At 72.6% G+C, this 26,545-nt stretch carries 20 protein-coding genes; 10 read left to right on the top strand and 10 right to left on the bottom strand.

The annotated features are described in order from the left end of the window. Positions 1-89: 89 nt before the first annotated feature. Positions 90-3,245 (bottom strand): isoleucine--tRNA ligase, encoded by a 3,156-nt coding sequence (gene ileS / locus IF23_RS0109080; RefSeq protein ID WP_030281713.1) that lies wholly within the window; start codon positions 3,243-3,245, stop codon positions 90-92. 514 nt (positions 3,246-3,759) lie between these two features. Between ileS and IF23_RS0109075 the strand changes: the two genes are divergently transcribed. From IF23_RS0109075 to IF23_RS0109060, 4 genes are all read left to right on the top strand, one after another. After that, a complete protein-coding gene (locus tag IF23_RS0109075; RefSeq protein ID WP_030281711.1) occupies positions 3,760-4,578 on the top strand; it encodes a TraR/DksA family transcriptional regulator in 819 nt (272 codons plus the stop codon). A gap of 251 nt (positions 4,579-4,829) precedes the next feature. Continuing rightward, positions 4,830-5,432: a signal peptidase II gene (lspA, locus tag IF23_RS0109070; protein WP_030281709.1), complete on the top strand. Its 603-nt coding sequence runs from the start codon at positions 4,830-4,832 to the stop codon at positions 5,430-5,432. Positions 5,433-5,511: 79 nt separating this feature from the next. Further along, positions 5,512-6,453, top strand: a complete 942-nt coding sequence (locus IF23_RS0109065; protein ID WP_030281707.1) for an RluA family pseudouridine synthase — start codon at positions 5,512-5,514, stop codon at positions 6,451-6,453. Between the two features lie 115 nt (positions 6,454-6,568). Further along, a complete protein-coding gene (locus IF23_RS0109060; protein WP_030281705.1) occupies positions 6,569-8,176 on the top strand; it encodes a Na+/H+ antiporter in 1,608 nt (535 codons plus the stop codon). 43 nt (positions 8,177-8,219) lie between these two features. On the opposite strand, the gene IF23_RS0109055 is transcribed toward IF23_RS0109060, so the two are convergent. Continuing rightward, positions 8,220-9,305 carry a mechanosensitive ion channel family protein gene (locus IF23_RS0109055; protein ID WP_078653886.1) on the bottom strand — a complete coding sequence of 362 codons (1,086 nt, stop codon included), beginning with the start codon at positions 9,303-9,305 and terminating at the stop codon, positions 8,220-8,222. Between the two features lie 165 nt (positions 9,306-9,470). Here IF23_RS0109055 and IF23_RS0109050 point away from each other — a divergent pair, with 165 nt between their 5' ends. Beyond that, positions 9,471-10,082 carry a dienelactone hydrolase family protein gene (locus IF23_RS0109050; RefSeq protein ID WP_211266139.1) on the top strand — a complete coding sequence of 204 codons (612 nt, stop codon included), beginning with the start codon at positions 9,471-9,473 and terminating at the stop codon, positions 10,080-10,082. 94 nt (positions 10,083-10,176) lie between these two features. Here IF23_RS0109050 and IF23_RS0109045 read toward each other — a convergent pair whose 3' ends face one another. The 4 genes from IF23_RS0109045 to IF23_RS0109030 all read right to left on the bottom strand — a co-directional run bounded on the left by IF23_RS0109045 (position 10,177) and on the right by IF23_RS0109030 (position 14,777). Then, positions 10,177-11,850, bottom strand: a complete 1,674-nt coding sequence (locus tag IF23_RS0109045) for an alkaline phosphatase D family protein (protein WP_030281699.1) — start codon at positions 11,848-11,850, stop codon at positions 10,177-10,179. A gap of 103 nt (positions 11,851-11,953) precedes the next feature. Beyond that, complete coding sequence (locus IF23_RS31035) at positions 11,954-12,943, bottom strand: thioredoxin domain-containing protein (protein ID WP_051739441.1); 990 nt, start codon at positions 12,941-12,943, stop codon at positions 11,954-11,956. Between the two features lie 196 nt (positions 12,944-13,139). Then, positions 13,140-14,009 carry a thioredoxin domain-containing protein gene (locus tag IF23_RS0109035; RefSeq protein ID WP_030281695.1) on the bottom strand — a complete coding sequence of 290 codons (870 nt, stop codon included), beginning with the start codon at positions 14,007-14,009 and terminating at the stop codon, positions 13,140-13,142. A gap of 93 nt (positions 14,010-14,102) precedes the next feature. Continuing rightward, on the bottom strand, positions 14,103-14,777 hold the full coding sequence (locus IF23_RS0109030) for a hypothetical protein (protein WP_030281693.1): 675 nt from the start codon (positions 14,775-14,777) through the stop codon (positions 14,103-14,105). A 246-nt stretch (positions 14,778-15,023) separates the two neighbouring features. Between IF23_RS0109030 and dnaE the strand changes: the two genes are divergently transcribed. Continuing rightward, a complete protein-coding gene (gene dnaE / locus IF23_RS0109025) occupies positions 15,024-18,566 on the top strand; it encodes a DNA polymerase III subunit alpha (RefSeq protein ID WP_030281691.1) in 3,543 nt (1,180 codons plus the stop codon). 95 nt (positions 18,567-18,661) lie between these two features. Here dnaE and IF23_RS34365 read toward each other — a convergent pair whose 3' ends face one another. Then, positions 18,662-18,835, bottom strand: coding sequence for a hypothetical protein (locus IF23_RS34365; RefSeq protein ID WP_169749990.1), 174 nt, complete (start codon positions 18,833-18,835; stop codon positions 18,662-18,664). 272 nt (positions 18,836-19,107) lie between these two features. Here IF23_RS34365 and IF23_RS0109015 point away from each other — a divergent pair, with 272 nt between their 5' ends. From IF23_RS0109015 to IF23_RS0109000, 4 genes are all read left to right on the top strand, one after another. Continuing rightward, positions 19,108-20,382: an NYN domain-containing protein gene (locus IF23_RS0109015; protein WP_030281689.1), complete on the top strand. Its 1,275-nt coding sequence runs from the start codon at positions 19,108-19,110 to the stop codon at positions 20,380-20,382. A 61-nt stretch (positions 20,383-20,443) separates the two neighbouring features. Continuing rightward, positions 20,444-21,454 (top strand): ABC transporter ATP-binding protein, encoded by a 1,011-nt coding sequence (locus tag IF23_RS0109010; protein WP_051739440.1) that lies wholly within the window; start codon positions 20,444-20,446, stop codon positions 21,452-21,454. A 34-nt stretch (positions 21,455-21,488) separates the two neighbouring features. Next, entirely contained in the window at positions 21,489-22,343 is an 855-nt protein-coding gene (locus tag IF23_RS0109005; protein ID WP_030281686.1) for an ABC transporter permease, read from the top strand. 69 nt (positions 22,344-22,412) lie between these two features. Continuing rightward, positions 22,413-23,099 (top strand): ABC transporter permease, encoded by a 687-nt coding sequence (locus IF23_RS0109000; RefSeq protein WP_051739438.1) that lies wholly within the window; start codon positions 22,413-22,415, stop codon positions 23,097-23,099. Between the two features lie 165 nt (positions 23,100-23,264). Here the strand turns inward: IF23_RS0109000 and ybaK are convergent, their stop codons facing one another. The 3 genes from ybaK to IF23_RS0108985 form a co-directional block, all read right to left on the bottom strand. Next, entirely contained in the window at positions 23,265-23,780 is a 516-nt protein-coding gene (ybaK, locus tag IF23_RS0108995; RefSeq protein ID WP_030281682.1) for a Cys-tRNA(Pro) deacylase, read from the bottom strand. Between the two features lie 72 nt (positions 23,781-23,852). Then, on the bottom strand, positions 23,853-24,599 hold the full coding sequence (locus tag IF23_RS0108990) for an LON peptidase substrate-binding domain-containing protein (RefSeq protein ID WP_030281680.1): 747 nt from the start codon (positions 24,597-24,599) through the stop codon (positions 23,853-23,855). A gap of 167 nt (positions 24,600-24,766) precedes the next feature. Further along, positions 24,767-26,392 carry a hypothetical protein gene (locus IF23_RS0108985; RefSeq protein ID WP_030281678.1) on the bottom strand — a complete coding sequence of 542 codons (1,626 nt, stop codon included), beginning with the start codon at positions 26,390-26,392 and terminating at the stop codon, positions 24,767-24,769. Positions 26,393-26,545 lie beyond the last annotated feature (153 nt).

Genomic DNA, 26,545 nt, shown 5'->3' with positions numbered 1-26,545 from the left:
CCCCGCCGGACGGGGAAAGCACCGGGCCCCCGGCACACGCGCGGTGTGCCGGGGGCCCGGTGGCGTACGGCGGCCGGAGCCGCCGGGGGTCACGCCTTGCGGAGGCGGAAGGAGAGGCCCAGGGGCTCGTCCGTGAACAGCTCGCCGTAGGCGGCGGTGTCGTCGGCCGCTTCCCGCTCGGGGGTGAAGGCGGTCGCCAGCACCTCGTCGGAGATCAGGGCGGCGTGCTCGGCCAGGGCCGTGCGCAGCTCCCCGTCGGCGGTCTCCCAGCGCAGGGCGATCCGGTCGGAGACGTCCAGACCGCTGTTCTTGCGCGCCTCCTGGATGAGGCGGATCGCGTCACGGGCCAGACCGGCGCGGCGCAGCTCCGGGGTGATCTCCAGGTCCAGGGCGACGGTCGCACCGGCGTCGGACGCCACCGACCAGCCCTCGCGCGGGGTCTCGGTGATGATCACCTCGTCCGGGGTGAGGGTGACGGTCTCGCCGTCCACCTCGACCGTGGCCTCACCGTCGCGCAGCGCCAGCGAGAGCGCCGCGGCGTCGGCGGCGGCGACCGCCTTGGCGACCGCCTGGACGCCCTTGCCGAACCGCCTGCCCAGCGCCCGGAAGTTGGCCTTGGCGGAGGTGTCGACCAGCGAACCGCCCATGTCGGAGAGGGCGGCGAGCGAGGTGACGTTCAGCTCCTCGGCGATCTGCGCGCGCAGGTCGTCGGAGAGACCGGCGAAGCCGTGCGCCGCGACCAGCGCGCGGGACAGCGGCTGACGCGTCTTCACGCCGGACTCGGCGCGGGTGGCCCGGCCCAGCTCGACCAGGCGGCGCACCAGCTGCATCTGCGTGGACAGCTCCGGGTCGATCAGCCCCGGGTCGGCCAGCGGCCACGACGCCAGGTGCACCGAGTCCGGCGCCTGCGGGGTGACCGGTACGACGAGGTCCTGCCAGACCCGCTCGGTGATGAACGGCGTCAGCGGCGCCATCAGCCGCGTCACCGTCTCGACCACCTCGTGCAGGGTGCGCAGCGCGGCCGGGTCGCCCTGCCAGAAGCGGCGGCGGGAGCGGCGCACGTACCAGTTGGAGAGGTCGTCGACGAAGGACGACAGCAGCTTTCCGGCGCGCTGGGTGTCGTACGCCTCCAGCGCCTCGGTGACGCCCTCGACGAGGGTGTTCAGCTCGCCGAGCAGCCAGCGGTCGAGCAGCGGGCGCTCGGCGGGGGCCGGGTCGGCGGCGGACGGCGCCCAGTTCGAGGTGCGGGCGTAGAGCGCCTGGAAGGCGACGGTGTTCCAGTACGTCAGCAGGGTCTTGCGGACGACTTCCTGGATGGTGGTGTGGCCCACCCGGCGGGCGGACCAGGGCGAGCCACCGGCCGCCATGAACCAGCGGACCGCGTCGGCGCCGTGCTGGTCCATCAGCGGGATCGGCTGGAGGATGTTGCCCAGGTGCTTGGACATCTTCCGGCCGTCCTCGGCGAGGATGTGGCCCAGGCAGACGACGTTCTCGTACGACGACTTGTCGAAGACGAGGGTGCCGACGGCCATCAGCGTGTAGAACCAGCCGCGGGTCTGGTCGATGGCCTCGGAGATGAACTGCGCCGGGTAGCGCTTCTCGAACAGCTCCTTGTTGCGGTACGGGTAGCCCCACTGCGCGAACGGCATCGAGCCCGAGTCGTACCAGGCGTCGATGACCTCGGGGACGCGGGTGGCGGTGAGCGTGCAGCCCTCGTGGGTGCAGCCGAAGGTGACGGCGTCGATGAACGGGCGGTGCGGGTCGAGGCCGGACTGGTCGGTGCCGGTCAGCTCGGTCAGCTCGGCGAGCGAGCCGACGCAGGTGAGGTGGCCCTCCTCGCAGCGCCAGATGGGCAGCGGGGTGCCCCAGTAGCGGTTGCGGCTCAGCGCCCAGTCGATGTTGTTCTGCAGCCAGTCGCCGAACCGGCCGTGCTTGACGGAGTCCGGGAACCAGTTGGTGTTCTCGTTCTCGCGGAGCAGGGCGTCCTTGACAGCGGTGGTGCGGATGTACCAGGACGGCTGCGCGTAGTAGAGCAGCGCGGTGTGGCAGCGCCAGCAGTGCGGATAGCTGTGCTCGTAGGCGAGGTGACGGAAGAGCAGGCCGCGGGCGTCGAGGTCGGCGACGAGCGCCTCGTCCGCCTTCTTGAAGAACTCGCCGCCGACCAGCGGCAGCTCCTCGGCGAAGGTGCCGTCGGGGCGGACCGGGTTGACCACCGGCAGGCCGTAGCTCCTGCAGACCTTGAGGTCGTCCTCACCGAAGGCCGGGGCCTGGTGGACGAGACCGGTGCCGTCCTCGGTGGTGACGTACTCGGCGTTGACGACGAAGTTGGCGCCCGCCAGCTCGACGAGGTCGAACGGGCGGCGGTAGGCCCAGCGCTCCATCTCGCGGCCGGTGAACGACCGGCCGGTGGCGGTCCAGCCCTCGCCGAGCGCCTTCTCCAGCAGCGGCTCGGCGACGACCAGCTTCTCCTGGCCGTCGGTGGCGACGACGTAGGTGACGTCCGGGTGGGCGGCGACCGCGGTGTTGGAGACCAGCGTCCAGGGCGTGGTCGTCCAGATCAGGAGGGCGGCCTCACCGGCGAGCGGGCCGGAGGTCAGCGGCAGCCGGACGTAGACGGACGGGTCGACGACCGTTTCGTAGCCCTGCGCCAGCTCGTGGTCGGAGAGGCCGGTGCCGCAGCGGGGGCACCAGGGGGCGACGCGGTGGTCCTCGACCAGCAGGCCCTTGGTGAAGATCTCCTTCAGCGACCACCACACCGACTCGATGTAGTCGGGGTCCATGGTGCGGTACGGGGCGTCGAGGTCGGTCCAGTACCCCATGCGGGTCGTCAGCTCGGCGAAGGCGTCGGTGTGCCGGGTCACCGACTCACGGCACCTGGCGTTGAACTCGGCGATGCCGTACGCCTCGATGTCCTTCTTGCCGTTGAAGCCCAGCTCCTTCTCGACCGCCAGCTCGACGGGGAGGCCGTGGCAGTCCCAACCGGCCTTGCGGTCGACGTGGTAGCCCTGCATCGTGCGGAAGCGGGGGAAGACGTCCTTGAAGACGCGGGCCTCGATGTGGTGGGCGCCGGGCATGCCGTTGGCGGTCGGCGGGCCCTCGTAGAAGACCCACTCGGGCCGGCCCTCGGACTGCTGGAGGGTGCGGGCGAAGACCTTCTGTTCCTGCCAGAAATCGAGCACGGCGTGCTCAAGGGCGGGTAGGTCGACCTGCGCGGGCACCTGGCGGTACTGCGGCTGCTCACTCATCGGGTTCCTCCGGCGGACACCTGCTGCGTTCTCCGTCCGGAGGGACGAGAGCGCTGCTCCCGCGGTACCACCCTCCTTGGCGGTGGCCCTGCCACCGCCCCCTCATTGGGGTCGCGCTGCCGGTTCTACTCGCCCGCGGCGCTGCGCGGGCTTTCTTCCGGCGGCTCCGGGGTGATCTTCACGTCGCGCACGCCTCCGGGCTCCCACCGTCCCCGGATCGCTGCTGGCTGCCTACGACGCTACTCGTCCCATCGACGCCTGTCGCTGCGCCCAGTGTACGGGGCGGCCGGGACGGTGACCGACCGGATTTCCGGTGGCCCCGGCCGCGGGGGGCCACCCGAACGCGGCCGGGGCGGGCGGGCCGCCGGGGCCGTGGTGTGCCGGGCGGCGGCGGGGTGGGAGCGGGGCGGAGCGGGGGTACGGGCGGTGCGTCCCATTGCCGCGGCCCGTGCGGCGATTTATCGTTCCCGTCACGATTCGCGAACTAAATCACATATGTGAAGGGGTCGCGGCCATGGTGGCGAAGAAGTCCGCCGCGAAGAAGAGCACGGCACCCGCCGAGGAGCCCGGTACGGCACGTCCGGCCGCTCCCCAGGAGGCCGGTGCGCCCACTTCGGGCACCCCGGAGAAGCAGGCCCCGGCGAAGCAGGCCGCGGCGCGGAAGACCGCGGCGAAGAAGGCCCCGGCCAAGAAGGCGGCGGTCAAGAAGGCCCCGGCCAAGAAGGCGGCGGCGAGGAAGGCCCCTGCCGAGAAGGCGGCGGCCACGGAGAGTACGGCGCGCAGGACGACCGTGGCCAAGGCCCCGGCGAAGAAGGCGACCGCCGCGAAGGCGACGGCGAGGAAGACGGGAGCCAAGACGGTGGTGGCGAAGAAGACCGCGGCCGCGGCGCACGGTACGGACCCGGCGGTACCCACGGCGCTCGTGGCCGCCGCCCCCGACGACCTGGCCGTCCGGCCGGGCGAGGAACCCTGGACCCCGGAGGAGGTCGACGAGGCGCGGACCGGGCTGCTGGGGGAGACGGTACGGCTGCGGGCCGAGATCGTGGCCTCCGAGGACGCCATCGCCGGGCTGATGCGCGACTCCGGGGACGGCGCGGGGGACGACGAGGCGGACACCGGCACCAAGAACATCACCCGCGAGCACGAGCTGGCGCTGGCCTCCAACGCCCGCGAGATGCTGCTCCAGACCGAACGCGCGCTGGGCCGCCTGGACGCGGGCACGTACGGCCTCTGCGAGAACTGCGGGAACCCGATCGGCAAGGCACGGATGCAGGCGTTCCCCCGGGCCACCCTCTGTGTGGAGTGCAAGCAGAAACAGGAGCGGCGGGGCTGACGCGGCGCGGGGCGGGCGGCGGCCCCCGGCGCCCCGGCGGCGTCCCGCCCGGGGCGTGCGCGGGGCCGCCGTGCGCCGGGGCGTGGCCGGGCCCCTGCCCCTGGCGGCCGTCCGGCGCCCGGCCGCCGCGCCCCGCGTACGGCTGTCGCCGGGTGCCCCCGGCCCCGGCGCCGGATCAGGTGTGTGTCGTACCCTCGTTCCTCAGCCAGGCGTGGCCTGGCGGGGACGCTACGGGCTGAGGGACGCACACAGTGGCAGAGGCGGAACGCATCACCGGTACGCCGGAATCCGGATCGGGTTCCGGGGCGGAGTCCGACGCGGGTTCGGAGGGGGGACGTCCGGCGGAGCCGGAGCGGGCCGAGAGCCGCGGCAAGCGGCGTATCCCGGCCCTGCTGCTGGTCGCCCTCGTCGCGTACCTGCTGGACCTGGGCAGCAAGCTGCTGGTGGTCGCGGAGCTGGAGCACCATGCGCCGGTCGAGGTGATCGGGACGCTGCTGCAGTTCGAGGTGATCCGTAACCGCGGGGCGGCGTTCAGCATGGGGGAGGCGCTGACGATCTTCCTCACCATCATCGCGGTGGTGGTGATCGTGGTGATCTTCCGGATCGCCCGCAAGCTCTACAGCCTGCCGTGGGCCATCGCGCTGGGCCTGCTGCTCGGCGGCGCCTTCGGCAACCTCACCGACCGGCTCTTCCGCTCGCCGGGCGTCTTCGAGGGCGCGGTGGTCGACTTCATCGCCCCGGCGCACTTCGCGGTCTTCAACCTCGCCGACTCCGCGATCGTCTGCGGCGGCATCCTGATCGTGATCCTCTCCTTCCGCGGCCTGGACCCGGACGGCACGGTCCACAAGGACTGAACCGCCCCGGGAAAGGGGCCCCGGCGCCCGCCCGCGGCCGCCGGGCGGGCCACCCCGGTCGGACTGCCATACTCGTGGGGTGAGCACGCTTCCCGATATCCGCACCCTGCCCGTACCGGACGGCCTGGAGGGCGAGCGCGTCGACGCCGCGCTGGCCCGCATGTTCGGCTTCTCCCGTACGAAGGCCGCCGAGCTGGCGGCCGCCGGCAAGGTCCGGGTGGACGGCTCGGAGGTGATGAAGTCCGAGCGGGTGCACGGCGGTGCCTGGCTGGAGGTCGAGATGCCGCGGGCGGCGGCGCCGGTCGAGATCGTCGCCGAGCCCGTCGAGGGCATGGAGATCGTCCATGACGACGACGACATCGTCGTGATCATGAAGCCGGTCGGTGTCGCCGCGCACCCCAGCCCCGGCTGGACCGGCACCACCGTCATCGGCGGGCTGGCCGCCGCCGGGTACCGCATCTCCACCTCCGGCGCCGCCGAGCGCCAGGGCATCGTGCACCGCCTGGACGTCGGCACCTCCGGCCTGATGGTCGTCGCCAAGTCCGAGCGCGCCTACACCTCGCTGAAGCGGCAGTTCAAGGAGCGCGTCCCGGAGAAGCGGTACAACGCGCTGGTCCAGGGCCACCCGGACCCGATGAGCGGCACCATCGACGCCCCCATCGGCCGTCATCCGCAGCACGACTACAAGTGGGCGGTGATCGCCGAGGGCAAGCCGTCGGTCACCCACTACGACCTCATCGAGGCGTTCCGCGCCGCCAGCCTCCTCGACATCAAGCTGGAGACCGGCCGCACCCACCAGATCCGGGTGCACATGTCCGCCCACCGTCACCCCTGTGTCGGCGACCTGACGTACGGCGCGGACCCGACGATGGCGAAGCGGCTGGGGCTGACCCGGCAGTGGCTGCACGCGGTGCGGCTCGGGTTCGAGCACCCTTCGGACGGCCGCTGGGTCGAGTTCGAGAGCGCCTATCCCGAAGATCTCCAGCGGGCGCTGGACACCGTGCGGGACGAGAGTTCCTGACGGTCCGTCGGGTGCCGGGCCCGGATCGGCAGCGGAAGATGATCGTCCGCTTTCTGTCCGGGCATGGCAGGCTTGGGGCGAAAAGTGATTGATCCCGACCCCGGAGCGTAACCCCGTGGACCAGCTCGCCCTGCTGTTCGTGCTTCTCCTGGGGGCGGTGGTCACGGTCCCCCTCGGTGACCGGCTGGGCCTGCCCTCGCCGGTGCTGATGACCCTGGCCGGTGGTGTCCTCGCGCTCCTGCCGTTCGTCCCGAACGTCGACATCCCGCCCGAGTACATCCTTCCGCTGGTGCTGCCGCCGCTGCTCTACGCGGCGGTCCAGCGCACCTCCTGGCGCCAGTTCACGGCGAACATCCGCCCGATCTTCCTGCTCGCCGTCGCGCTGGTCTTCGCCACCACCGCGGCGGTCGCCGCGGTCGCCCAAGCCGTCGTGCCGGGGATGCCGCTGGCCGCCGCCGTGGTGCTCGGCGCACTCGTCGCCCCGCCCGATCCGGTCGCCGCGACCGCGGTCGCCGGCAAGCTGGGGCTGCCCCGCCGCATGGTCTCCATCCTGGAGGGCGAGGGCCTCTTCAACGACGTCACCGCGATCGTCCTCTACCACGTCGCCCTCGCGGCGGCCGTCAGCGGCACCTTCTCCGCACCCGGCGCCGTCGGCTCCCTGGTGCTCTCCGCCGTCGTCGCCCTCGCCGTCGGCCTGGTCGTCGGCTGGATCGCCAACAAGCTGATGGGCATACTCGGCGACCCCACGCTCCAGATCGGCCTGACGCTGCTGGTCCCGTTCGTCGGCTACGTCATCGCCGAGGAGTTCCACGGATCCGGCGTCCTCGCCGTGCTGACCTGCGCGCTCTTCCTCGCCGAGTACGCGGTCGACGCCGACGACGTGATGGGCCGCCTGGCCGGTTACACCTTCTGGGAGATCGTCGACACCCTCGTCACCGGCGTCGCCTTCGGGCTGATCGGCCTGGAGCTGCACAACGTCGTCGGCGCCGCCTCCGGCCACTGGACCGAACTGCTGCGCGCCGGTGCCGCCGTCGTCGCCGTGGTCGTCGTCGTCCGGCTGCTGTGGCTGCTGCCCGCCGCCTGGCTGGCGAAGCGGATGCACAAACGGCGCGACATCGACGAGGACATCCCGATGTCGTGGCGGGAGACGCTCATCATGTGGTGGTCGGGGATGCGCGGGGTGGCGTCGGTCGCGCTGGCGCTGGCCATCCCGTACACCGTCGACGACGGCGGGGACTTCCCGGCGCGTGAGGAGATCCTCTTCATCGCCTTCGCGGTGGTGCTCACCACCCTCATCGTGCAGGGCCTGACGCTGCCGTGGCTGGTGCGCAAGCTGCGGGTGAAGGCCGACACGGAGGCGGAGGAGGAGCAGGAGCGGGCGCTGGCGCTCCGCGTCATCAAGGCGTCCAAGCACCGCCTCAAGGAGATCCTGGAGGTCGAGGAGCTGCCCGAGGAGATCAACGAGCAGCTGGCCCGCCGCGCGTACGACATCGGGGCGCGGATCTCGCCGGACATCGTCGACGACGACCGGCGCGAGCACTTCGAGAAGCGGATCACCCGGATGAAGAAGGTGCAGCGCATCCAGAACGAGATGCTCTCCGCCGCGCGCCACGAGGTGCTCGCCGCCCGCAACGAGCCGGGCGCCGACCCGGAGATCGTCGACCGGGTGCTGCGCCAGCTCGACATGCGCAGCCTGCGCAGCACGCCGGAGGTCCACGACTGAGCGCCGCGGGGCCCGGTCCGGGAACGGGCCGGGCCCCGCGCGGTCAGTGCTCCTCGCCGGTGCGCTGCCGGACCGGCTCCAGGGGATGGTCGGCGGGCGCCGCCGCCGTGGTGGTGATCCGCGGCAGCGCGTGCGGGTGCTCGGCCGCCAGCCAGGTGACCAGCCGTTCGCGGACCCGGCAGCGCACCTGCCACAGCGCGTCCGAGTCGCGGGCGGTGACCAGCGCACGGACCACCAGCGTCGACGGCGTGGTGTCCGTCACCAGCAGGCTCCAGGCGCGGCCGTCCCACTCCGGGCACTCCTGGAGGATCTGGTGCAGCTGCTCGCGCATCTTCTCCAGCGGCGCCGAGTGGTCGAGGTGGAGGAAGACCGTGCCGGTCAGCTGGGCGCCACCGCGCGACCAGTTCTCGAACGGGGTGCCGGTGAAGTACGACACCGGCATCGTGATCCGCCGCTCGTCCCAGGTCCGCACGGTCAGATACGTCAGGGTGATCTCCTCGACCGTGCCCATCTCGCCGTTGACCACGACCGTGTCGCCGATGCGCACCATGTCGCCGAAGGCGATCTGCAGCCCGGCGAAGAGATTGCCCAGCGTCGACTGGGCGGCGACACCGGCGACGATGCCCAGCAGTCCGGCCGAGGCCAGCACCGAGGTGCCGACCGCCCGCATCGCCGGGAAGGTCAGCAGCATCGCCGCGGCCGCCACGATGATCACGATCGCGCTGACCACCCGCTGGATCAGCGTGATCTGCGTCCGCACCCGCCGCACCCGCGCCGCGTCGTGCGCATTGGCGGCGTAGCGCGAGTACGACGACTGGACGATGGCCGCCGCGGCGCGCACCGTCAGCCACGCGGACGCCGCGATCAGCACCAGGGTCAGCCCCCGGCCGATGCCCACGTGGTGGTCGCGTACCAGGTCGAGACCGGTCGCGTCGTACGACCCGCGCAGCAGTGCGGCGCAGAAGACCACCTGTAGCGGTATGCGGCAGCGCCGTAGCGCGCCCCACAGCGGGGTCTCGGGGTGGGCGGCGTCGATCCGGCGCAGTACGCGGTCGGCGAGCCAGCCCAGGACGGCCGTGACGACGACCGAACCGCCGATGACGCTCAGCGGGCGCAGGACGTCCTCCAGGGACACGTCGCGATTCCTCCTCGGCTCGGGGTGCCCGTCAGCCGTACCCCGGTGGTCGGCGTACGGCATCAGGGCACGGTACGGCACCCGGCGCGGGGCGGCTGTGACGGGGGCCGCGACGCGGCCTGGCAGGATGGGAGGCCGCCGTCCGACGACAGGGAAGTGATGTACGTGCCGCCCACCACCGAGCCCGCCACCAGCGGTTCCTCGACGATTGTGCTGTTCCACTCGGTGTGCGGACTGCGCCCCGCGGTGCATGCGGCCGCCGACCGGCTGCGGGCCGCGGGCCATGAGGTGATCGTCCCGGATCTGTTCGACGGGCGGACCGCGGACTCGGTCGGTGACGGTATGGAGATCAAGGAGGAGATCGGCAAGGAGACGCTGCTGCGGCGCGCGGTCACGGCGGCGGCGCCGTACTCCGACCGCGGGTTGGTCTACGCCGGTTTCTCCTTCGGCGGCGCGGTGGCGCAGAATCTGGCGCTCGCCGACGAGAAGGCCCGCGGGCTGCTGCTGATGCACGGCACCTCGGACATCGCCGAGGACGCCACCGCCGACGATCTGCCGGTCCAGCTGCACGTCGCGGACCCGGACCCGTTCGAGCCGCACGACTGGCTGACCGCCTGGTACCTCCAGATGCAGCGGGCCGGGGCGGACGTCGAGATCTACCGCTACCCGGGCGCCGGGCACCTCTTCACCGACCCGGACCTGTCCGACCACGACGAGGAGGCGGCGGAGACCGCCTGGCGGACGGCGCTCGGCTTCCTGGAGACGCTCTGAGGACGCTCCGAGCGGGGAGGCCGGAAGGCCGCGCTCCGGGCGGGCGCGCGGCCGGGCGCGCGGGGCGCGTCGGCACGCCCCGCACGCCCCGGGCTCAGCGCACCGGGGTGTCGCTCCGCTCCACCCGCTGGGTGCCGGAAAGCGTCCGGTAGGAGCGGACCAGCGTGCTGGTGGCCGCCGGGTCCCGCTTGTCGGAGACGGCGAAGTAGTCCATCTGCGTCCGCGCCGCGTCGATGTCGACGACGCCGTAGCCGTGCGCGTCCATGTCCAGCCACTTCACATGGCGGTTGGCGGCGCGGACCGCGGCCGCCGCGGGCAGCGAGAGCGTCCCCGGGGCGACGTGCAGGATGTCGTCGAGGTTGTCCGAGGTGACGGAGGTGACCACGAACTCCGTCGCCACCGGCGCGGTCGCCGGGTACGTCGCCGCCTTCATCGGCACATCGTTGGCCCACGCCATGTGGATGTCACCGGTGAGGAAGACGGTGTTGTCGATGCCGCGGTCGCTGAGGTGGCTCAGCAGTTCGCGGCGGTCGTCGGTGTAGCCGTCCCACTGGTCGGTGTTGACGGCGATGCCCTCCTTGGGCAGACCGAGGAGTTCGGCGAGCGGCTCCAGCAGATGCGCGGGCACGGAGCCGAACGCCACCTGCGAGATCATCACCGAGGTGCCGACCAGCCGCCAGGCGGTGTCCGAGCGCTCCAGACCCGCCTTGAGCCAGTCCAGCTGGGCCCGCCCGGTGATCGTGCGGCCCGGGTCGTCGACCGCGCCGCTGCCCGGCTTCGCCTGCTCGTCGCGGAACGACCGCAGGTCCAGCAGGTGGAGATCGGCGAGGGTGCCGAAGCGCAGCCGGCGGTAGGTGGTCCCGGCGGTCGACGGGCGGACCGGCATCCACTCGAAGTACGCCTGCTTCGCCGCCGCCATCCGCCGCGCCCAGGGGCCCTCGGAGTCCGGCTGGTGGTTGACCGCGCCGCCCTTCCAGGCGTTGTCGGCGAACTCGTGGTCGTCCCACATCGCGATCACCGGGTGCGCGGCGTGCATCGCCGCGGCGTCCGGGTCGGTCTTGTGGACGCCGTGCCGGACGCGGTAGTCGGCGAGGGTGAGGAGTTCGTGGGCGGGGGAGTGCGGCCGGACGACCTCCTTGAACTCCGGGTACTCGCCGGACCTGTACTCGTAGAGGTAGTCGCCGAGGTGGAGCACCGCGTCCAGGTCGGTGCGGGCCGCGAGGTGGCGGTAGGCCGAGAAGTAGCCGGACTCCCAGTTGGCGCAGGAGACCACCCCGAAGCGGACGTTACCGGCGGCCGTGTCGTGGGCCGGGGCGGTCCGGGTGCGGCCGACCGGGGAGGTCCGGCCGCCCGCGGTGAAGCGGTAGAAGTACGCGGTGGCCGGGCGCAGCCCGCGGACGTCGGCCTTGACGGTGTGGTCGGTGGCCGCGGCAGTCCGTACCGTGCCGTCCGCCACGATCCGCGTGAAGCCGCGGTCGGTGGCCACCTGCCAGGTCACGTCGGTGGCCGCGCCCCGGCCCGAGCCGGGGACCGCGTCCGGGTCGGGCGTGACCCGGGTCCACAGCAGGACGCCGTCGGGCAGCGGATCACCGGAGGCGACACCGTGCCGGAACTCCGGCGGATCCGCCGCCGCGCCCCCGCCGGGTGCGGCGGACGGGGCCCGGGACGCGGCGGAGGCGGGGGCGGCCGCGGCGAGCGGCAGCAGGGCGGCGGTGGCGGCCGCGGCCGCCACGGCGGTACGGCGCGAGAGCTGGTCATGATCGGTCACGGCCGCTCACCCTACTGGCCGGTACGGGCGGCGGGGAGCCTTCCGGCGCGCCGGAATCGGAAATTCTTTCGCCCGCCGCCTGCCGGACACCCGCCGCGCCCGCTCAGTGCGCGCCCGGGTCCTTCTCGCCCTTGGCGATACCGGGCGCACCGCCCTCGGCGGCGCTGGGGTCCTTCTCGCCCTTCGCGATGCCGGGGGAGCCGCCGTCCTTGCCGCTGGGGTCCTTCTCGCCCTTGGCGACGCCGGGTCCGCCCTCCGCCGGGCCGAACTCCTTGTCGATCATCTTCTTGAAGTTGGCGTCCGCGAGCTGGTTGTACTGCTCCCGCGTCATCCGCTGCTGCGGCACCTGCGGCAGCACCAGCTTCTTGTCGCCGTGCAGGAACGTCGGGGTGCCCTTGACGCCCTTGCGGCCGAACTGCGCGGTCATGTCCATCGCCCAGCGGTCGTAGGTGCCCTTCTTGACCGCCTGCTCGAAGCCCTTGTTGTGCGCCAGCTCCGGCACCTCGGACGCGATCTTGAGGAGGACGGAGTCCTTGGCGAACGCGTCGTCCTGCTCCTCGGGGTGGTTCTTCAGCGAGTAGAGCGCCGACTTGTACTTGAGGAACGCCTCCGGGCTGACGTTCAGGGCCGCGCCGAGCGCGCTGAGCGCGTTCTTGGAGCCCTCGCCGCCCTGGGCGCCGTCGAGGAAGGTGAGGATCGTGAAGCGGACCTTGTACCGCCCGTTCTCGATGTCCTTGGTCAGGGAGGCGCCGGAGGACTGCTCGAACGAGGCGCACATCGGGCAGCGCAGATCCTCGAAGACCTCCAGGGTCTGCTTGGCGCTCCTGTCGCCGATCAGGATCTCGGTGCCGTTCTTGCCCTGGGTGTGCGCCGGGGCGACCGACTTCGCCTCCTTGGCTGCCTCCCACCCGGTCGGCGCGGTCGCCTTCACCACGGCGTACCCGGCGCCGCCCGCGACGACCAGGACGCCCGCCACGACGGCGCCGACCGTCAGCTGGCGGCGTATCCGGTCCTTCTTCTTCTGCCGCTCCCGCTCGGCGCGGATCCGCTCACGGGCGGCCGACGGGGTCTTCTGGCTGGTGCCGTTGCTCATCTCTGTCCCGATCCCTCGGTGCTGCGGCTGGCAGTTGCGTCGACGGCGTACGCACCGGACGGCGGTGGGCCGCGGTGCGGCAGACAGCGGATCAGACGGAGGGTGGGGGGCATGCCGGGAGTCTGCCATGTGCACGGCAGACTCCCGAGTCAAGATTTGGCATCGGGCGGCGGGCGCGGGCCCGCCGCCCGGCGCGTTACTTCAGACCCGCGTCGACGAGGCGGTTGAAGTCCTGCGGGGTGGTCGGGGCGACCTTGTTCGGGCCGCTGTCCAGACCGATCACCTTGTCGTCGAGCTTGATCGTCGGGGTGTTGTTGACGTTGTGCGAGTTGAACTCGACGGACATCTCCAGCGCCCAGCGGTCGTACGTGCCCGAGGTCACGGCCTTCTCGAAGTCCTTGTTGCCCTTCAGCGCGGGCACCGTGTCGGCGACCTTGATCAGGTACGCGTCGTCGGCGAACTTGTCCGGACCCATCTCGTCCGGGTGGAACTCCTTGGAGTACAGGGCTTCCTTGTACTTCAAGAACGCCTCCGGGCTGACGTTCAGCGCCGAGCCCAGGGCGCTGAGCGCGTTCTTGGAGCCGGTGCCCTTGAGGTTGGCGTCCAGGAAGGTCGCCAGGTGGAACCGGGCCTTGTACTTGCCGTCCGCGATGTCCTTCTGGACGGTCTCGCCGACGTTCTGCTCGAAGCCCGCGCAGCCCGGGCAGCGCGGGTCCTCGAAGAGGTCCAGGGTGTGCTTGGCGTCCGCCTTGCCGATGACGACGGTGGTGCCCTTGTCGCCGGAGGTGTGCGCGGGCTCGACCAGCTTGGCCTTGGCCGCCTTCGCCCACGCCTTGTCGTTCCCGGCCATGTCGCTGACGGTGGCGGTGTCACCGGAGCCGCCGTCGCCGCCGCCCGACTTGGCGACCATGACGCCGATGCCACCGGCGATCGCCAGCACCGCGACGATCGCGCCGCCGACGGTCAGCTGCCGCCGCATCTTGTCCTTCTTCGCCTGCCGCTCACGCTCGGCACGCAGCCGCTCGCGCGCCGCCTGCTTGTTGGCCTGGGTGTTCCGGTTGCTCATGGGGTGTCTCCGTGGAAATCCGTGGGAAGGGTGCGGTGCGTCCGGCGCGTACGCCCCGGGGAGGGCGGTACGCGTGCTGCGGCCCCGTAGGGCTCAGGCAGCGAGCACGCAGGGCGGTCCACGGCGGACGACGGAGTGCACCAGCAGCGGTGGCCGGGGCGCAGGCGGGCCGTCGGCGGCACGGCGGGCGGCCGGGCGCTCCGGCACGGGCACCCGTACGGTCAGCGCGACGGCGGCCAGCAGCGGGCGGAACGCGAAGTGCGCGACCGCGCCGAGCAGCTGCGCCAGCGCCGCCTCGCCGCGGCGCAGCCAGGCGGCGGCCACCAGCCCGACCAGCAGATGCGCGCCGAGCAGCAGCCAGCCGGACCCGGCGGGGAAGGCGAGCAGCGGCCCGGTGCCGTGGCCGGAGAACTGGGCGAGCGGGGTGCCGACGTCACCGCCGCCGCAGAGCAGATCGATGCCCAGGGTGTGCAGCGGACCGGTCACCGGGCCGCCGGAGCGGCCGTAGCAGGCGTGCTGGCCGTAGCTGAAGACCGCGTCGGCGGCCAGCTCCAGCGGCAGCAGCAGCGCGGCGATCCGCCCGAAGCTGCGCTCCCCGCCGGCCAGCGCGTAGGCCAGGGCGAAGACCCCGGCCGAGACGACGGCGACGGTGGTCAGCGGCAGCGGCATCCGGGTCAGCAGCACATGGGACGCCGCGGACAGCGCCACGCACAGCGCTGTGAAAAGCGCCGCACGCACCGCCCGCAGGTGTGCCGCCGAGATGTCCATTGCCAGCGAGTGTGCCATGAACCCGCGCAGGTGTTCCCCGAGGGTGCGGGGACGGCGCCGGTCCCCGGCGGCCCGGGAGCGGCGCGGCCCGCGGAGGGCCGGGTTCCGGGTCGCGGCGGAGCCGTGTTGTCGGTGCCGGGCCGTAGACTTCGAAGCTGCCCACACGATCCGCGGTGCGGCGCCCCCGGCGCCGTCCGTCCCCTCGTCGTGCCCCCGTCCGCCGCCCGTCTCCGGAGGTCTCCCGCCGTGGCCAAGCCGCCCTTCACGCACCTGCACGTCCACACCCAGTACTCGCTGCTGGACGGTGCCGCGCGGCTCAAGGACATGTTCGCCGCGTGCAACGAGATGGGCATGACGCACATCGCCATGTCCGACCACGGCAACCTCCACGGCGCGTACGACTTCTTCCACTCCGCCCAGAAGGCCGGGGTCACCCCGATCATCGGCATCGAGGCGTACGTCGCCCCGGCCTCCCGCAAGCACAAGCGCAAGATCCAGTGGGGTCAGCCGCACCAGAAGCGCGACGACGTCTCCGGTTCCGGTGGTTACACCCACAAGACGATCTGGGCGGCGAACAAGACCGGTCTGCACAACCTCTTCCGCCTCTCCTCGGACGCCTACGCCGAGGGCTGGCTCCAGAAGTGGCCGCGGATGGACAAGGAGACCATCGCCCAGTGGTCCGAGGGCCTGATCGCCTCCACCGGCTGCCCCTCCGGCGAGCTCCAGACCCGCCTGCGGCTGGGCCAGTACGACGAGGCGCGGAAGGCCGCCGGTGAGTACCAGGACATCTTCGGCAAGGACCGGTACTTCCTGGAGCTGATGGACCACGGCATCGACATCGAGCGCCGGGTCCGCGAGGACCTCCTCAAGATCGGCAAGGAGGTCGGCATCCCGCCGCTGGTCACCAACGACTCGCACTACACCTACGCGCACGAGGCCACCGCCCACGACGCGCTGCTGTGCATCCAGACCGGCAAGAACCTCTCCGACCCCGACCGCTTCCGCTTCGACGGCACCGGCTACTACCTCAAGTCGACCGACGAGATGTACGCCATCGACTCCTCGGACGCCTGGCAGGAGGGGTGCCGCAACACCCTCCTGGTCGCGCAGCAGATCGACACCGAGGGCATGTTCGAAAAGCGCGACCTGATGCCGAAGTTCGACATCCCCGAGGGCTTCACCGAGGTCACCTGGTTCCAGGAGGAGGTCCGGCGCGGCATGGCCCGCCGCTTCCCCAACGGCATCCCCGACGACCGCCAGAAGCAGGCGGAGTACGAGATGGACATCATCATCCAGATGGGGTTCCCGGGGTACTTCCTCGTCGTCGCCGACTTCATCATGTGGGCGAAGAACAACGGCATCGCGGTGGGCCCGGGCCGAGGCTCCGCGGCCGGTTCGATCGTCGCGTACGCCATGGGCATCACCGACCTCGACCCGATCGAGCACGGACTGATCTTCGAGCGGTTCCTCAACCCCGAGCGTGTCTCCATGCCCGACGTCGACATCGACTTCGACGAGCGCAGGCGCGTCGAGGTGATCCGGTACGTCACCGAGAAGTACGGCGCCGACAAGGTCGCCATGATCGGCACCTACGGCAAGATCAAGGCGAAGAACGCCATCAAGGACTCCGCCCGCGTCCTCGGCTACCCGTACGCGATGGGCGACCGCCTCACCAAGGCGATGCCCGCCGACGTCCTCGGCAAGGGCATCGACCTCTCCGGCATCACCGACCCCCAGCACCCCCGCTACAGCGAGGCGGGCGAGATCCGGGGGATGTACGAGAACGAGCCGGACGTCAAGAAGGTCATCGACACCGCCAAGGGCGTCGAGGGGCTGGTCCGGCAGATGGGTGTGCACGCGGCGGGCGTGATCATGTCCAGCGAGCCGATCGTCGACCACGCCCCGCTGTGGACGCGGCACACCGACGGCGTGACCATCACACAGTGGGACTACCCCCAGTGCGAGTCGCTGGGCCTGCTGAAGATGGACTTCCTGGGCCTGCGCAACCTCACCATCATGGACGACGCCGTCAAGATGGTGGAGGCCAACAAGGGCATCAAGCTGGACCTCCTGGAGATCCCGCTGGACGACCCCAAGACGTACGAACTCCTCTGCCGCGGTGACACGCTCGGCGTCTTCCAGTTCGACGGCGGTCCGATGCGGTCGCTGCTGCGCCAGATGCAGCCCGACAACTTCGAGGACATTTCCGCCGTCTCGGCCCTGTACCGCCCGGGCCCGATGGGCATGAACTCCCACACCAACTACGCCGAGCGCAAGAACGGCCGCCAGGAGATCACCCCGATCCACCCGGAGCTGGAGGAGCCGCTCAAGGAGGTCCTGGGCCTCACCTACGGCCTCATCGTCTACCAGGAGCAGGTCCAGAAGGCCGCCCAGATCGTCGCCGGGTACTCGCTCGGCGAGGCCGACATCCTCCGCCGCGTCATGGGCAAGAAGAAGCCCGAGGAGCTGGAGAAGAACTTCGTCCTCTTCCAGGCGGGCGCGAAGAAGAACGGCTTCAGCGACCAGGCGATCCAGGCGCTGTGGGACGTCCTGGTCCCGTTCGCCGGTTACGCCTTCAACAAGGCACACTCCTCCGCGTACGGCCTGGTCACCTACTGGACCGCCTATCTCAAGGCCAACTACCCGGCCGAGTACATGTCCGCGCTGCTCACCTCGGTCCGCGACGACAAGGACAAGTCGGCGGTCTATCTGAACGAGTGCCGCCGCATGGGCATCAAGGTGCTCCCGCCGAACGTCAACGAATCGCTGGCCAACTTCGCCGCCCAGGGCGACGACGTGATCCTCTTCGGCCTCACCGCGGTCCGTAACGTCGGCCAGAACGTCGTCGATTCGATCATCCGCTGCCGCAAGGCCAAGGGGAAGTACAGCTCCTTCCCCGACTACCTCGACAAGGTCGACGCGGTCGTCTGCAACAAGCGCACCACCGAATCGCTGATCAAGGCGGGCGCGTTCGACGAGATGGGGCACACCCGCAAGGGCCTCACCGCACAGTACGAGCCGATGATCGACAACGTCGTCCAGGTCAAGCGGAAGGAGGCCGAGGGGCAGTTCGACCTCTTCGGCGGCATGGGCGACGACAGCGCCGACGACGGCCCCGGTTTCGGCCTCGACGTCGAGTTCTCCGACGTCGAGTGGGACAAGACGTACCTCCTCGCCCAGGAGCGGGAGATGCTGGGCCTCTACGTCTCCGACCACCCGCTGTTCGGTCTGGAGCACGTCCTGTCGGACAAGGCGGACGCCGCCATCGCCCAGCTGACCGGCGGCGACTACTCCGACGGCTCGATCGTCACCATCGGCGGCATCATCTCCGGCCTCCAGCGGAAGATGACCAAGCAGGGCAACGCCTGGGCCATCGCCACCGTCGAGGACCTCGCGGGCTCGCTGGACTGCATGTTCTTCCCCGCCACCTACCAACTGGTCTCCACCCAGCTCGTCGAGGACGCGGTGGTCTTCGTCAAGGGACGCCTCGACAAGCGCGAGGACGTGCCGCGGCTGGTCGCCATGGAGATGATGGTCCCCGACCTCTCGGAGGCGGGCGCCAACGCCCCGGTGACGATCACCATCCCGACGCTGAAGGTCACCCCGCCGCTGGTCGAGAAGCTCGGCGAGGTGCTGACCAGCCACCGCGGCTCCACCGAGGTGCGGATCAAGCTCCAGGGCACCCGCAAGACCACGGTCCTCCGCCTCGACCGGCACCGCGTCACGCCCGATCCCTCGCTCTTCGGCGATCTGAAGGTGCTGCTCGGCCCGTCCTGCCTGGCCGGCTGAGCCGACCGAACCCCCGAGGGGCGCGCCCGCCACGGGCGCGCCCCTCAACTTCTGTGCGGCGGGCGTCCGTTACGACGCCGCCGGTGACGGCCGGGTCAGTTGTGCCCGAACCGCCGCTGGTGCTTGCGCGCGACGTCCGCCGGGCTGCCCTGCGCGGCCTGCGGCCGCTGCTGGATCGCCTCGATCGTCGACTTCTGCGCGTCCTCGCGACCCTGCTGGGCCGGGCCGCCCCGCTGCTGCTTACTTCGGTCCTTCTTGTGCTTGGCCATGACCGTGCCTCCTGAAGGGGATCCTGTGATCGGGCCGTGACCAGACTTACACGCGGGACGAAAGCGTGCATGTCCGGCAATTACCATGAGTGAGAAGGGGATCCGCGCGCCGCGCCCGCGCCCTCGGCCCGCGCTTCCGCGCCATCCGCCACGCCGAAGATCGAGTTCCGGCAGTTAACCCCCGTACGGTCGGGCAGACTCGATGGAAAGCCGAAGGAAACTCGCACCGGGGGGCGATCGGACTTCAGCACCTCCAGGGAAGAGGGTGGATCGTGGATCGCTGCGTCGTCCTGGTGGACGCCGGTTACTTGCTCGGCGCCGCCGCCAGCCTGCTTGCCGGAGAACCCGCCCGGTCCCGGATCACCGTGGACCACGCGGCCCTCATCCAGGGGCTGCGCCGCCGCGCCGAGGCCGACACCGAACGGCCGCTGCTGCGGATCTACTGGTTCGACGGCGCCCCCGACCGCGTCCCGCAGCCCGAACACCGGCGGCTGCGCGTCATGCCCCGCGTCACCGTCCGGCTGGGCGCCCTGACCCGCAGCGACGGCCGCTGGGCGCAGAAGGGCGTGGACGCCGCCATGCACGCCGAGCTGACCGAACTCGCCCGGAACCGCGCCTGCTCGGACATCGTGCTGGTCACCGGCGACGGTGATCTGCTGCCCGGTCTGATGTCCGCCAAGGAGCACGGCGTCGCCGTCCACCTCTGGGCCGTGCAGGCGGCCGACGGCGACTACAACCAGTCCGAGGACCTGGTCGCCGAGGCCGACGAGCGCCGGGTCCTGGACCGTGCCTGGATCACCCGCGCGGTCCGCCCCAAGGAGCTGGGCGGCCCCTGTGCCCCGCCGCCGGTGCCCCGCCCGGAGATCGCCGCGATCCTCTCCGCCCCGCTGCCCGAGTCCGCGGTGGCCGCCGCTGCCGCCGCCGCGTCCACCTCCGACACCACCGACCGGCCGCACGAAGCCGACGGGCGGACGGCTCCGGCACCCGCCCGGCCCGCGGGCCGCGAGTCCGCGCCCGCCGACACCAACGGCTCGGGCACCGCCAAGGTCGTCCCCACGCCCAAGGACCTCGCCGGTCTCGGCCGCACCCACGGCACCACCGCCGCCCCGCAGCCGCCCGCCGCGAGCGCCACCCTCCGCTGGTCCTCCGACCGCGGCTGGGTCGAGCGCGGCGGCCCCGCGGGCGAGCCTTCCGAGACCGCCTCGCTGCCCACCCTCGCCCAGCTCACCAGCGCCGAACAGCGCTGGGCCGACCGCGAGGAGGACATCACCGCCGTCAGCGGCGACCCGTTCGAGGTCGGCCAGGTCTTCGCCCGCCGCTGGACCGACCGCCTCTCCGACACCGTCCACCTCCAGCAACTCTCCACCGAGTACCCGCGCATCCCGCACCGCATCGACGGCGAACTGCTGCGCTACGCCGCCCGCTTCGGCCTCCTCGCCCACAAGGACGACCAGATCGACGAGCACGACCGGTACGCGATCCGGGCCGGGTTCTGGCGCGAGGTGGACCTGCGCACCGCCGCCGGACACACCGCCGCCACCGACTGACACCGCCCGCCCGCCGCCCCGCGGGCCGGACGCGGCCCGCGGGCGCGTACCCTCGTAGCTCGTGAGCACGGGCACGAAACAGGCGGAGCACGGCGGAACGGTCTGCGCCGTGCGGGACCTGATCAAGACGTACCCCGCGACGCGCGGGCGCCGCGGCGCGGCACGCACCCCCGCGGTACGCGCCAACGACGGCATCACCCTCGACGTCCACCGCGGCGAGATCTTCGGGCTGCTCGGCCCCAACGGCGCCGGGAAGTCCACCCTGGTCCGCCAGCTCACCGGGCTGCTGCGCCCCGACTCCGGCAGCGTCCACGTCCTCGGCCACGACGTGGCCCGCCACCCCGAGCGCGCCGCCCGCCTCCTCGGCTACCTCGGCCAGGAGTCGACCGCGCTCGACGAGATGACCGTCGCGCTGGCCGTGGAGACCACCGGCCGACTGCGCGGTCTGGGCCCCGGTGAGGCCCGCGCCGAGCGCGACGCCGTCCTCGCCGAACTCGCCCTCGACGCCCTCGCCGACCGGCCGCTGAAGAAGCTCTCCGGCGGCCAGCGCCGCCTCGCCTGCTTCGCCACCGTCCTCACCGGCGACCGCCCGCTCCTCGTCCTGGACGAGCCGACCACCGGCATGGACCCGGTCGCCCGCCGCGCCGTCTGGGCCGCCGTCGACCGCCGCCGCGCCGAACGCGGCGCCACCGTGCTGCTGGTGACCCACAACGTCCTGGAGGCCGAGACCGTCCTGGACCGCGTCGCGGTGATCGACCGCGGCAAGGTCATCGCCTGCGACACGCCCGGCGGGCTGAAGGAGCGGGTCAGCGACGAGGTCCGCCTCGATCTGGTCTGGCGCGACCGGCCGCCGCTCGACGTCCCCGAGGTCGCGGCGCTGGAGTCCGCCGCCCACGTCGCGGGCCGCCGCTGGACGCTGCGGCTCCCCGCCGACCGGGCCCGCGCCGCCGTCGCCGACGTCACCTCCGGCGCCGCCTTCGCGGCACTGGACGATTTCACCCTCGCCACCCCGAGCCTGGAGGATGTCTACCTCGCGCTCGGCGGCCGTGCCGAGGGACTGGTCAAGGCGTGAAGGGCCGCGCCGCACCGAAAGGCAGAGTGAACGCGTGAGTGGGGTTTCGGCGCAGGCCGTGGCCGGGGCGGCAGCGGCGGACGGACGGGCCCGGCCCGGCGCCGCCCCGGACGCGCCCGACCGGGAGGTGTGGCCCGCCCCGCTGGCGCCGCGCGCCCGGCTGCTGCCCGCGCTCGGCGCCGTCTACCGCGCCCAGCTCTCCCGCGCCCGGGTCGCCCGCATCCCACTGCTCTTCGTCGCCACCTTCCAGTCCGTCGGGATCATGGTCCTGATGCGCGGGGTGGCCGACGGGCCCGCCGAGGCGCGCGCCGTGGTCGCCGGGTCCAGCGTGCTGGTCGTCGCGTTCGTCGCCCTCAACCTCCTCGCCCAGTACTTCGGCCAGCTACGGGCCGGTGGCGGGCTCGACCACTACGCGACGCTGCCGGTGCCGCCCGCCGCCGTGGTGCTCGGCGCGGCCGCCGCGTACGCGTCGTTCACCGTCCCCGGCACGGTCGTCACCGCGGTCATCGGCTGTCTCCTCTTCCAGCTGCCGATGGCGCATCTGTGGGTGCTCGCCGCGGTGCTGCCGCTGGCCGGGGCGGCGCTCGCCGGGCTCGGCGCGTTCCTCGGGCTGCTCGCGCCGCGCCAGGAGCTGGCGACGCTCTGCGGACAGCTCGGCATGTCGGCGGCGCTGCTGCTCGGCGTGCTCCCGGCCGAGCGGCTGCCCGCCGTCCTGGACCTCGCCCGCGACCTGCTGCCGTCGACGTACGGCGTGGAGGCGCTGATCCGCACCTTCGACGCGGACCCGGACTGGCTCGCGGTCGCCGCCGACCTGGGGGTCTGCGCCGGGGTGGGGTTGCTCTCGCTGACCGCCGCGACCTGGGCGTTCCGCCGCGCGGCGACCCGCTGACCGGCCGTCGGCGCACCCGTGCGCCGTCCTGCCGCCGGAGTCACCCCGCCCACCTGGCACGATGACGGGGTGACCGCACCGCTGACGCCACGCGACAACCAACCGCCCGAAGAGCCGCACACCCCGCCGACCGCCTCCGGCGCCGGTTCGTCGGCCGAGCCGCCCGCGCATCCGCCGACCGACGAGGCACCGGACGAACCGCCGCTCGGCCAGGAGCTGCGCGAGGCCGCGCTGACCGTGCTCGTGCTCGCGCTCGTCGGCGCGCTGCTCGGCCTGCTCTGGCTCTGGCTGGCCCCGCGGATCCCGCTGGTCGCCGACACCCACAGCGTCTACCTCAAGGACACCGAGGGCGAGGAGGCGATCGGCGCCGACGGCGTCTTCCTGCTGCTCGGGGCCGGTTTCGGCATCGTCACCACGGCCGCGCTCTTCTGGCTGCGCCGCCGCGGCGGCATCCCGCTGGTGGTCTCGCTGGCCGTCGGCGGACTGCTCGGCTCCGTCCTGGGCTGGCAGCTCGGCATGGTGCTGGGCCCCACCGACGACCTCGCCGCCCACGCCACGCAGGTCGGCCCCGGCGTCGTCTTCGACGGACCGCTGCGCCTCCAGGCGATGGGCGTCCTGCTGGCCTGGCCGGTCGCCGCGATGGCGACCCAACTGGCGCTGACCGGCCTCTTCGGCCCGCGCGACGAGGAACCGCAGCTGCCGGGGACACCGGTGCCGGGCGCGCCGGACCTGATGAAGGACGATCCGACGGCCTGACGGTCCGCCGCCCGCGGCCACCGGCGCCCACCGGCCGGAAACCGCCGTTTCACGGGCCGGGCGCCGCACGACCGGGAGCGGCCGGACGCGGTGCCCCGGTCCGTGCGGCCGGACGCGAAGCCCCGGCGGCGGCGCGGCCTCGTGGGGTCTCGCCCCGGCTTCCGGTCAGTCCCGCCCGATCGGGGCGACCACGGCCCCGGTGAGGGCGACGAGATCCGCCGGGGCCAGTTCGACCTCCAGGCCGCGGCGCCCGGCCGAGACGCAGATCGTGGGGCGGCCCTCGGCGGAGGCGTCCACGACCGTCCGCAGCCGCTTGCGCTGGCCCAGCGGGGAGATACCGCCGCGGACGTAGCCGGTGCTGCGCTCGGCGGCGGCCGGATCGGCCATCGCCGCCCGCTTGCCGCCCACCGCCGCGGCCAGCGCCTTGAGGTCGAGGGAGCCGGAGACCGGCACCACCGCGACGGTCAGCGCACCGTCGACGTCCGCCAGCAGCGTCTTGAACACCTGTTCCGGCGCGACGCCGAGCGCCTCGGCGGCCTCCTCGCCGTACGAGGCGGCGGCCGGATCGTGGGTGTAGGCGTGCACGGTGAAGGGCACACCCGCGGCGGTCAGCGCGACCGTCGCCGGGGTACCGCCCGCCGCGGACTGCGCGCCCTGGGCCTTCTTCGACTTCTTGGACAACTCGTCGGCGCCTTGTGTCTCGGGAACGGGGGCCGGGCCGGCGGACCGGTGTCGGGGCCGCGCCGCCCGGTGTCAGTTGGGGCTGGTCGGCCCACGGGTCAGCTCCACGGCCGGCAGCGACGGGAGCTTACCGAGCACCGCCGACTCGTGGCGCAGGATTTTCAGCTCCTGACCGAGCCGGTCCGCGGTGTCCGGCGCCGCCAGCAGCCGCTGCTTGGCCGGGACGTCCAGCACCGCCGCCGCGGCGACCAGGTACGACAGCACCGACGGATCGCCCGGCAGATCCTGCCCGCCCGCCAGCGTCCGCTCGTTCGCCCAGGCCAGCCGCTTCTGATAGGTGCGGAACGCCCGGACCACCCCGGACGCAAGCGCCCCGGCGCCCTCGCCGCCCTCCTCCGTCAGCTCCTCGACCTCGGCGGTCAGGTACTCCCCGGAGGCGTCGACCGACAGCAGCCGGAAGCGGCTGGTGCCGGTGGCCAGCACCTCGTAGCCGGAGTCCGCCTCGTCGGACCTGGCCCGGATCGTCGTCGCGTCGGCGACACAGCCGATGGTGTGGAAGGCGGCCATCGGGTCGTCGCCGAACCCGGCGGCGGGCCCGTCCGCGGCCGGGAGCGTGGCGTCCGGCATGCCCTGGGCGGTCGGCGCCACCTCACGGCCGTCGCGGATCGCGATCACCCCGAACCGGCGCTCGTCCTCGGGCCGCTCGCCGAGGTCGCGCATCAGCGCCCGGTAGCGCGCCTCGAAGACGTTCAGCGGGAGAACGAGTCCGGGGAAGAGCACCGAGTTGAGCGGGAACAGCGGCAGGCGTACGGAGGTCACAGCCGGTAAGCCTAGAGGCTGGGCCGCGCCGCCCGGAGGCTGGGGCGCGTCCGCGAAGTCCCGGACGCGTACGCGGGCGCGCATCCCCCGGTGGCACCGGGCCCGGCACGGCGCGGGAGCAGGCACCCCGGACCACCGGCCCGGGCGCCGCGCCGCCGCCCGTCCCGCTACTGCCGCCGCAGCAACCGTGAGGCGCCCGTCGCCACCGTCGTCGCCAGGATCCAACCCGCGATGACCAGCACCGCCGCCACCCACTGCGCCCCGCCCCGCGGATTCCACGCCCCGCGCTGGTTCAGATCGATCACCGGCACCAGCAGATCCAGGACGTACAGATACGGATTCCACGGCGGCGCCTCGTCCGCCTTGAGCGGCGGGGGCGGCGAGGAGGTGAAGAAGACCGTGCCCAGCGCCCACAGGATCGCCATCCACAGCGTGGCCCGCCCCGGGCGGTAGCCGTACGCCACCGTCCAGTCCTGGAGGTAGCCCCACGCCTTCCCGGCCACCGGGAGCGTCTCGCGGCGCCGCCGCTGCTTGGCCAGCAGCACCACCCGCGCGTCCGCGTCCTCACCGCTGGAGCGCAGCGCCGCCGCCAGCATCTCGTACGGCTCCGGCGCGTACTCCGGTGTCGCCGCGGCCACCCACTGGAGCCGCGCCGACAGCGGGAAGTGGCCCCGGGGGATCAGCGTCTCGTAGGTGAACCCGGCCATCTGGAGGCCGCCCGCGCCGGGCCAGCTGGCGGAGCGGTCGACGAGGTTGACGACCCGGGCGCCCGAGACGATCACCCGCCCGCGCTGCGGCCGCTCCCCGAGGAAACGCAGCTCGGGCGTCTGGATCCGGCGCAGTGACAGCTCCTGGTCGGACTCCATCACGAACCGGGCGTGCTCCAGGTCGACCGCGTCGCCGAACCGCCCGTCGTCCAGCCGCATCCCGCCCTCGCACTCGAAGCGCTGCATCCGCGTACCGCGCGGCGGGGTGGTGAGCGTGCCGAACGCCGGGGTGTGGACGGTGCCGAACGGGGGAGTGGCGCCGGAGGCGAACGGGGAGTTGGCCAGGCCCGCGGCGGTCAGGTGCAGGGTGCGCTCGACGGTCAGCTGCGGGGCGTTCAGCGCGCGGCGGCCGAAGGGGTTGCTCAACCGGCTGCCGCGCAGGCTCAGCGACCCGCCGACGGTCGCCCCGCGCAGCGACAGCTCGCCGTACGACTCCAGCATCTCCGCCTGGAGGTCCTGGGTGACGGTCAGCCCGTCCGCCACGATCGAGCGGCCCTGCCGGTCCTTGTGCACCACCGCCTGGCTCAGCAGCAGGTCCGTGCCGATGTGCGCGTCGGTCAGCCGGACGCCGGAGAGCACCACGCACCGCGGCAGATGGAGATCGCCCTCGGTGGTCAGCCGCGCCGCCTCCAGCCGCGGCAGTGCGCAGTTCACCAGCCGCACCGTCGTGAAGTGCGCCTCGGGCAGGACCACCTCGCCCTCGAACCGGCAGTCCCGCAGCTCGACGAATGGCTTGATCGAGCCCCCGGCGACGTCGAGGATGTCGGTGATGTAGGCGCCGGTGACCTTCAGCGCCGAGACCCGTCCGGGCTGCGCCGGTGGCCCTTCGAGCAGCAGCAGCGCCAGCACCCGCGCGCGTATCCGGCGCTCCGGGCCCCACAGGTACCGCCCGTGCGGATCGTCCCGGGCCGGATCCCCGATGTGCAGATCGCAGGTGCTGCCGTTGCGGAACGCCTGCCACATGCTCCATTCCGCCGAAGTCAGCTGCAGATCCGCCGGTGCGTCCCCGTCCCCGGGCTCGATCACTGTCGTGTCCCCCCTTCCGTCGCTGTCCGGATGCGTCCGCGTGTCGGCCGCCGTTCGCGCGCCACACCGGTCCGCGGAGCGGGATCCGGGGGCGGGCGGCGGGACACGCCGAAGCCGTCACCGGGCCTTTGCCCGCCCCGTGACCCGTTGAAC

Origin of the sequence: Streptomyces catenulae (assembly GCF_000718015.1) — a bacterium.
GTDB classification, from domain to species: domain Bacteria; phylum Actinomycetota; class Actinomycetes; order Streptomycetales; family Streptomycetaceae; genus Streptomyces; species Streptomyces catenulae.
The sequence above is the reverse complement of the archived record's forward strand: the minus strand, read 5'-3'. Positions and strand labels throughout refer to the sequence as shown.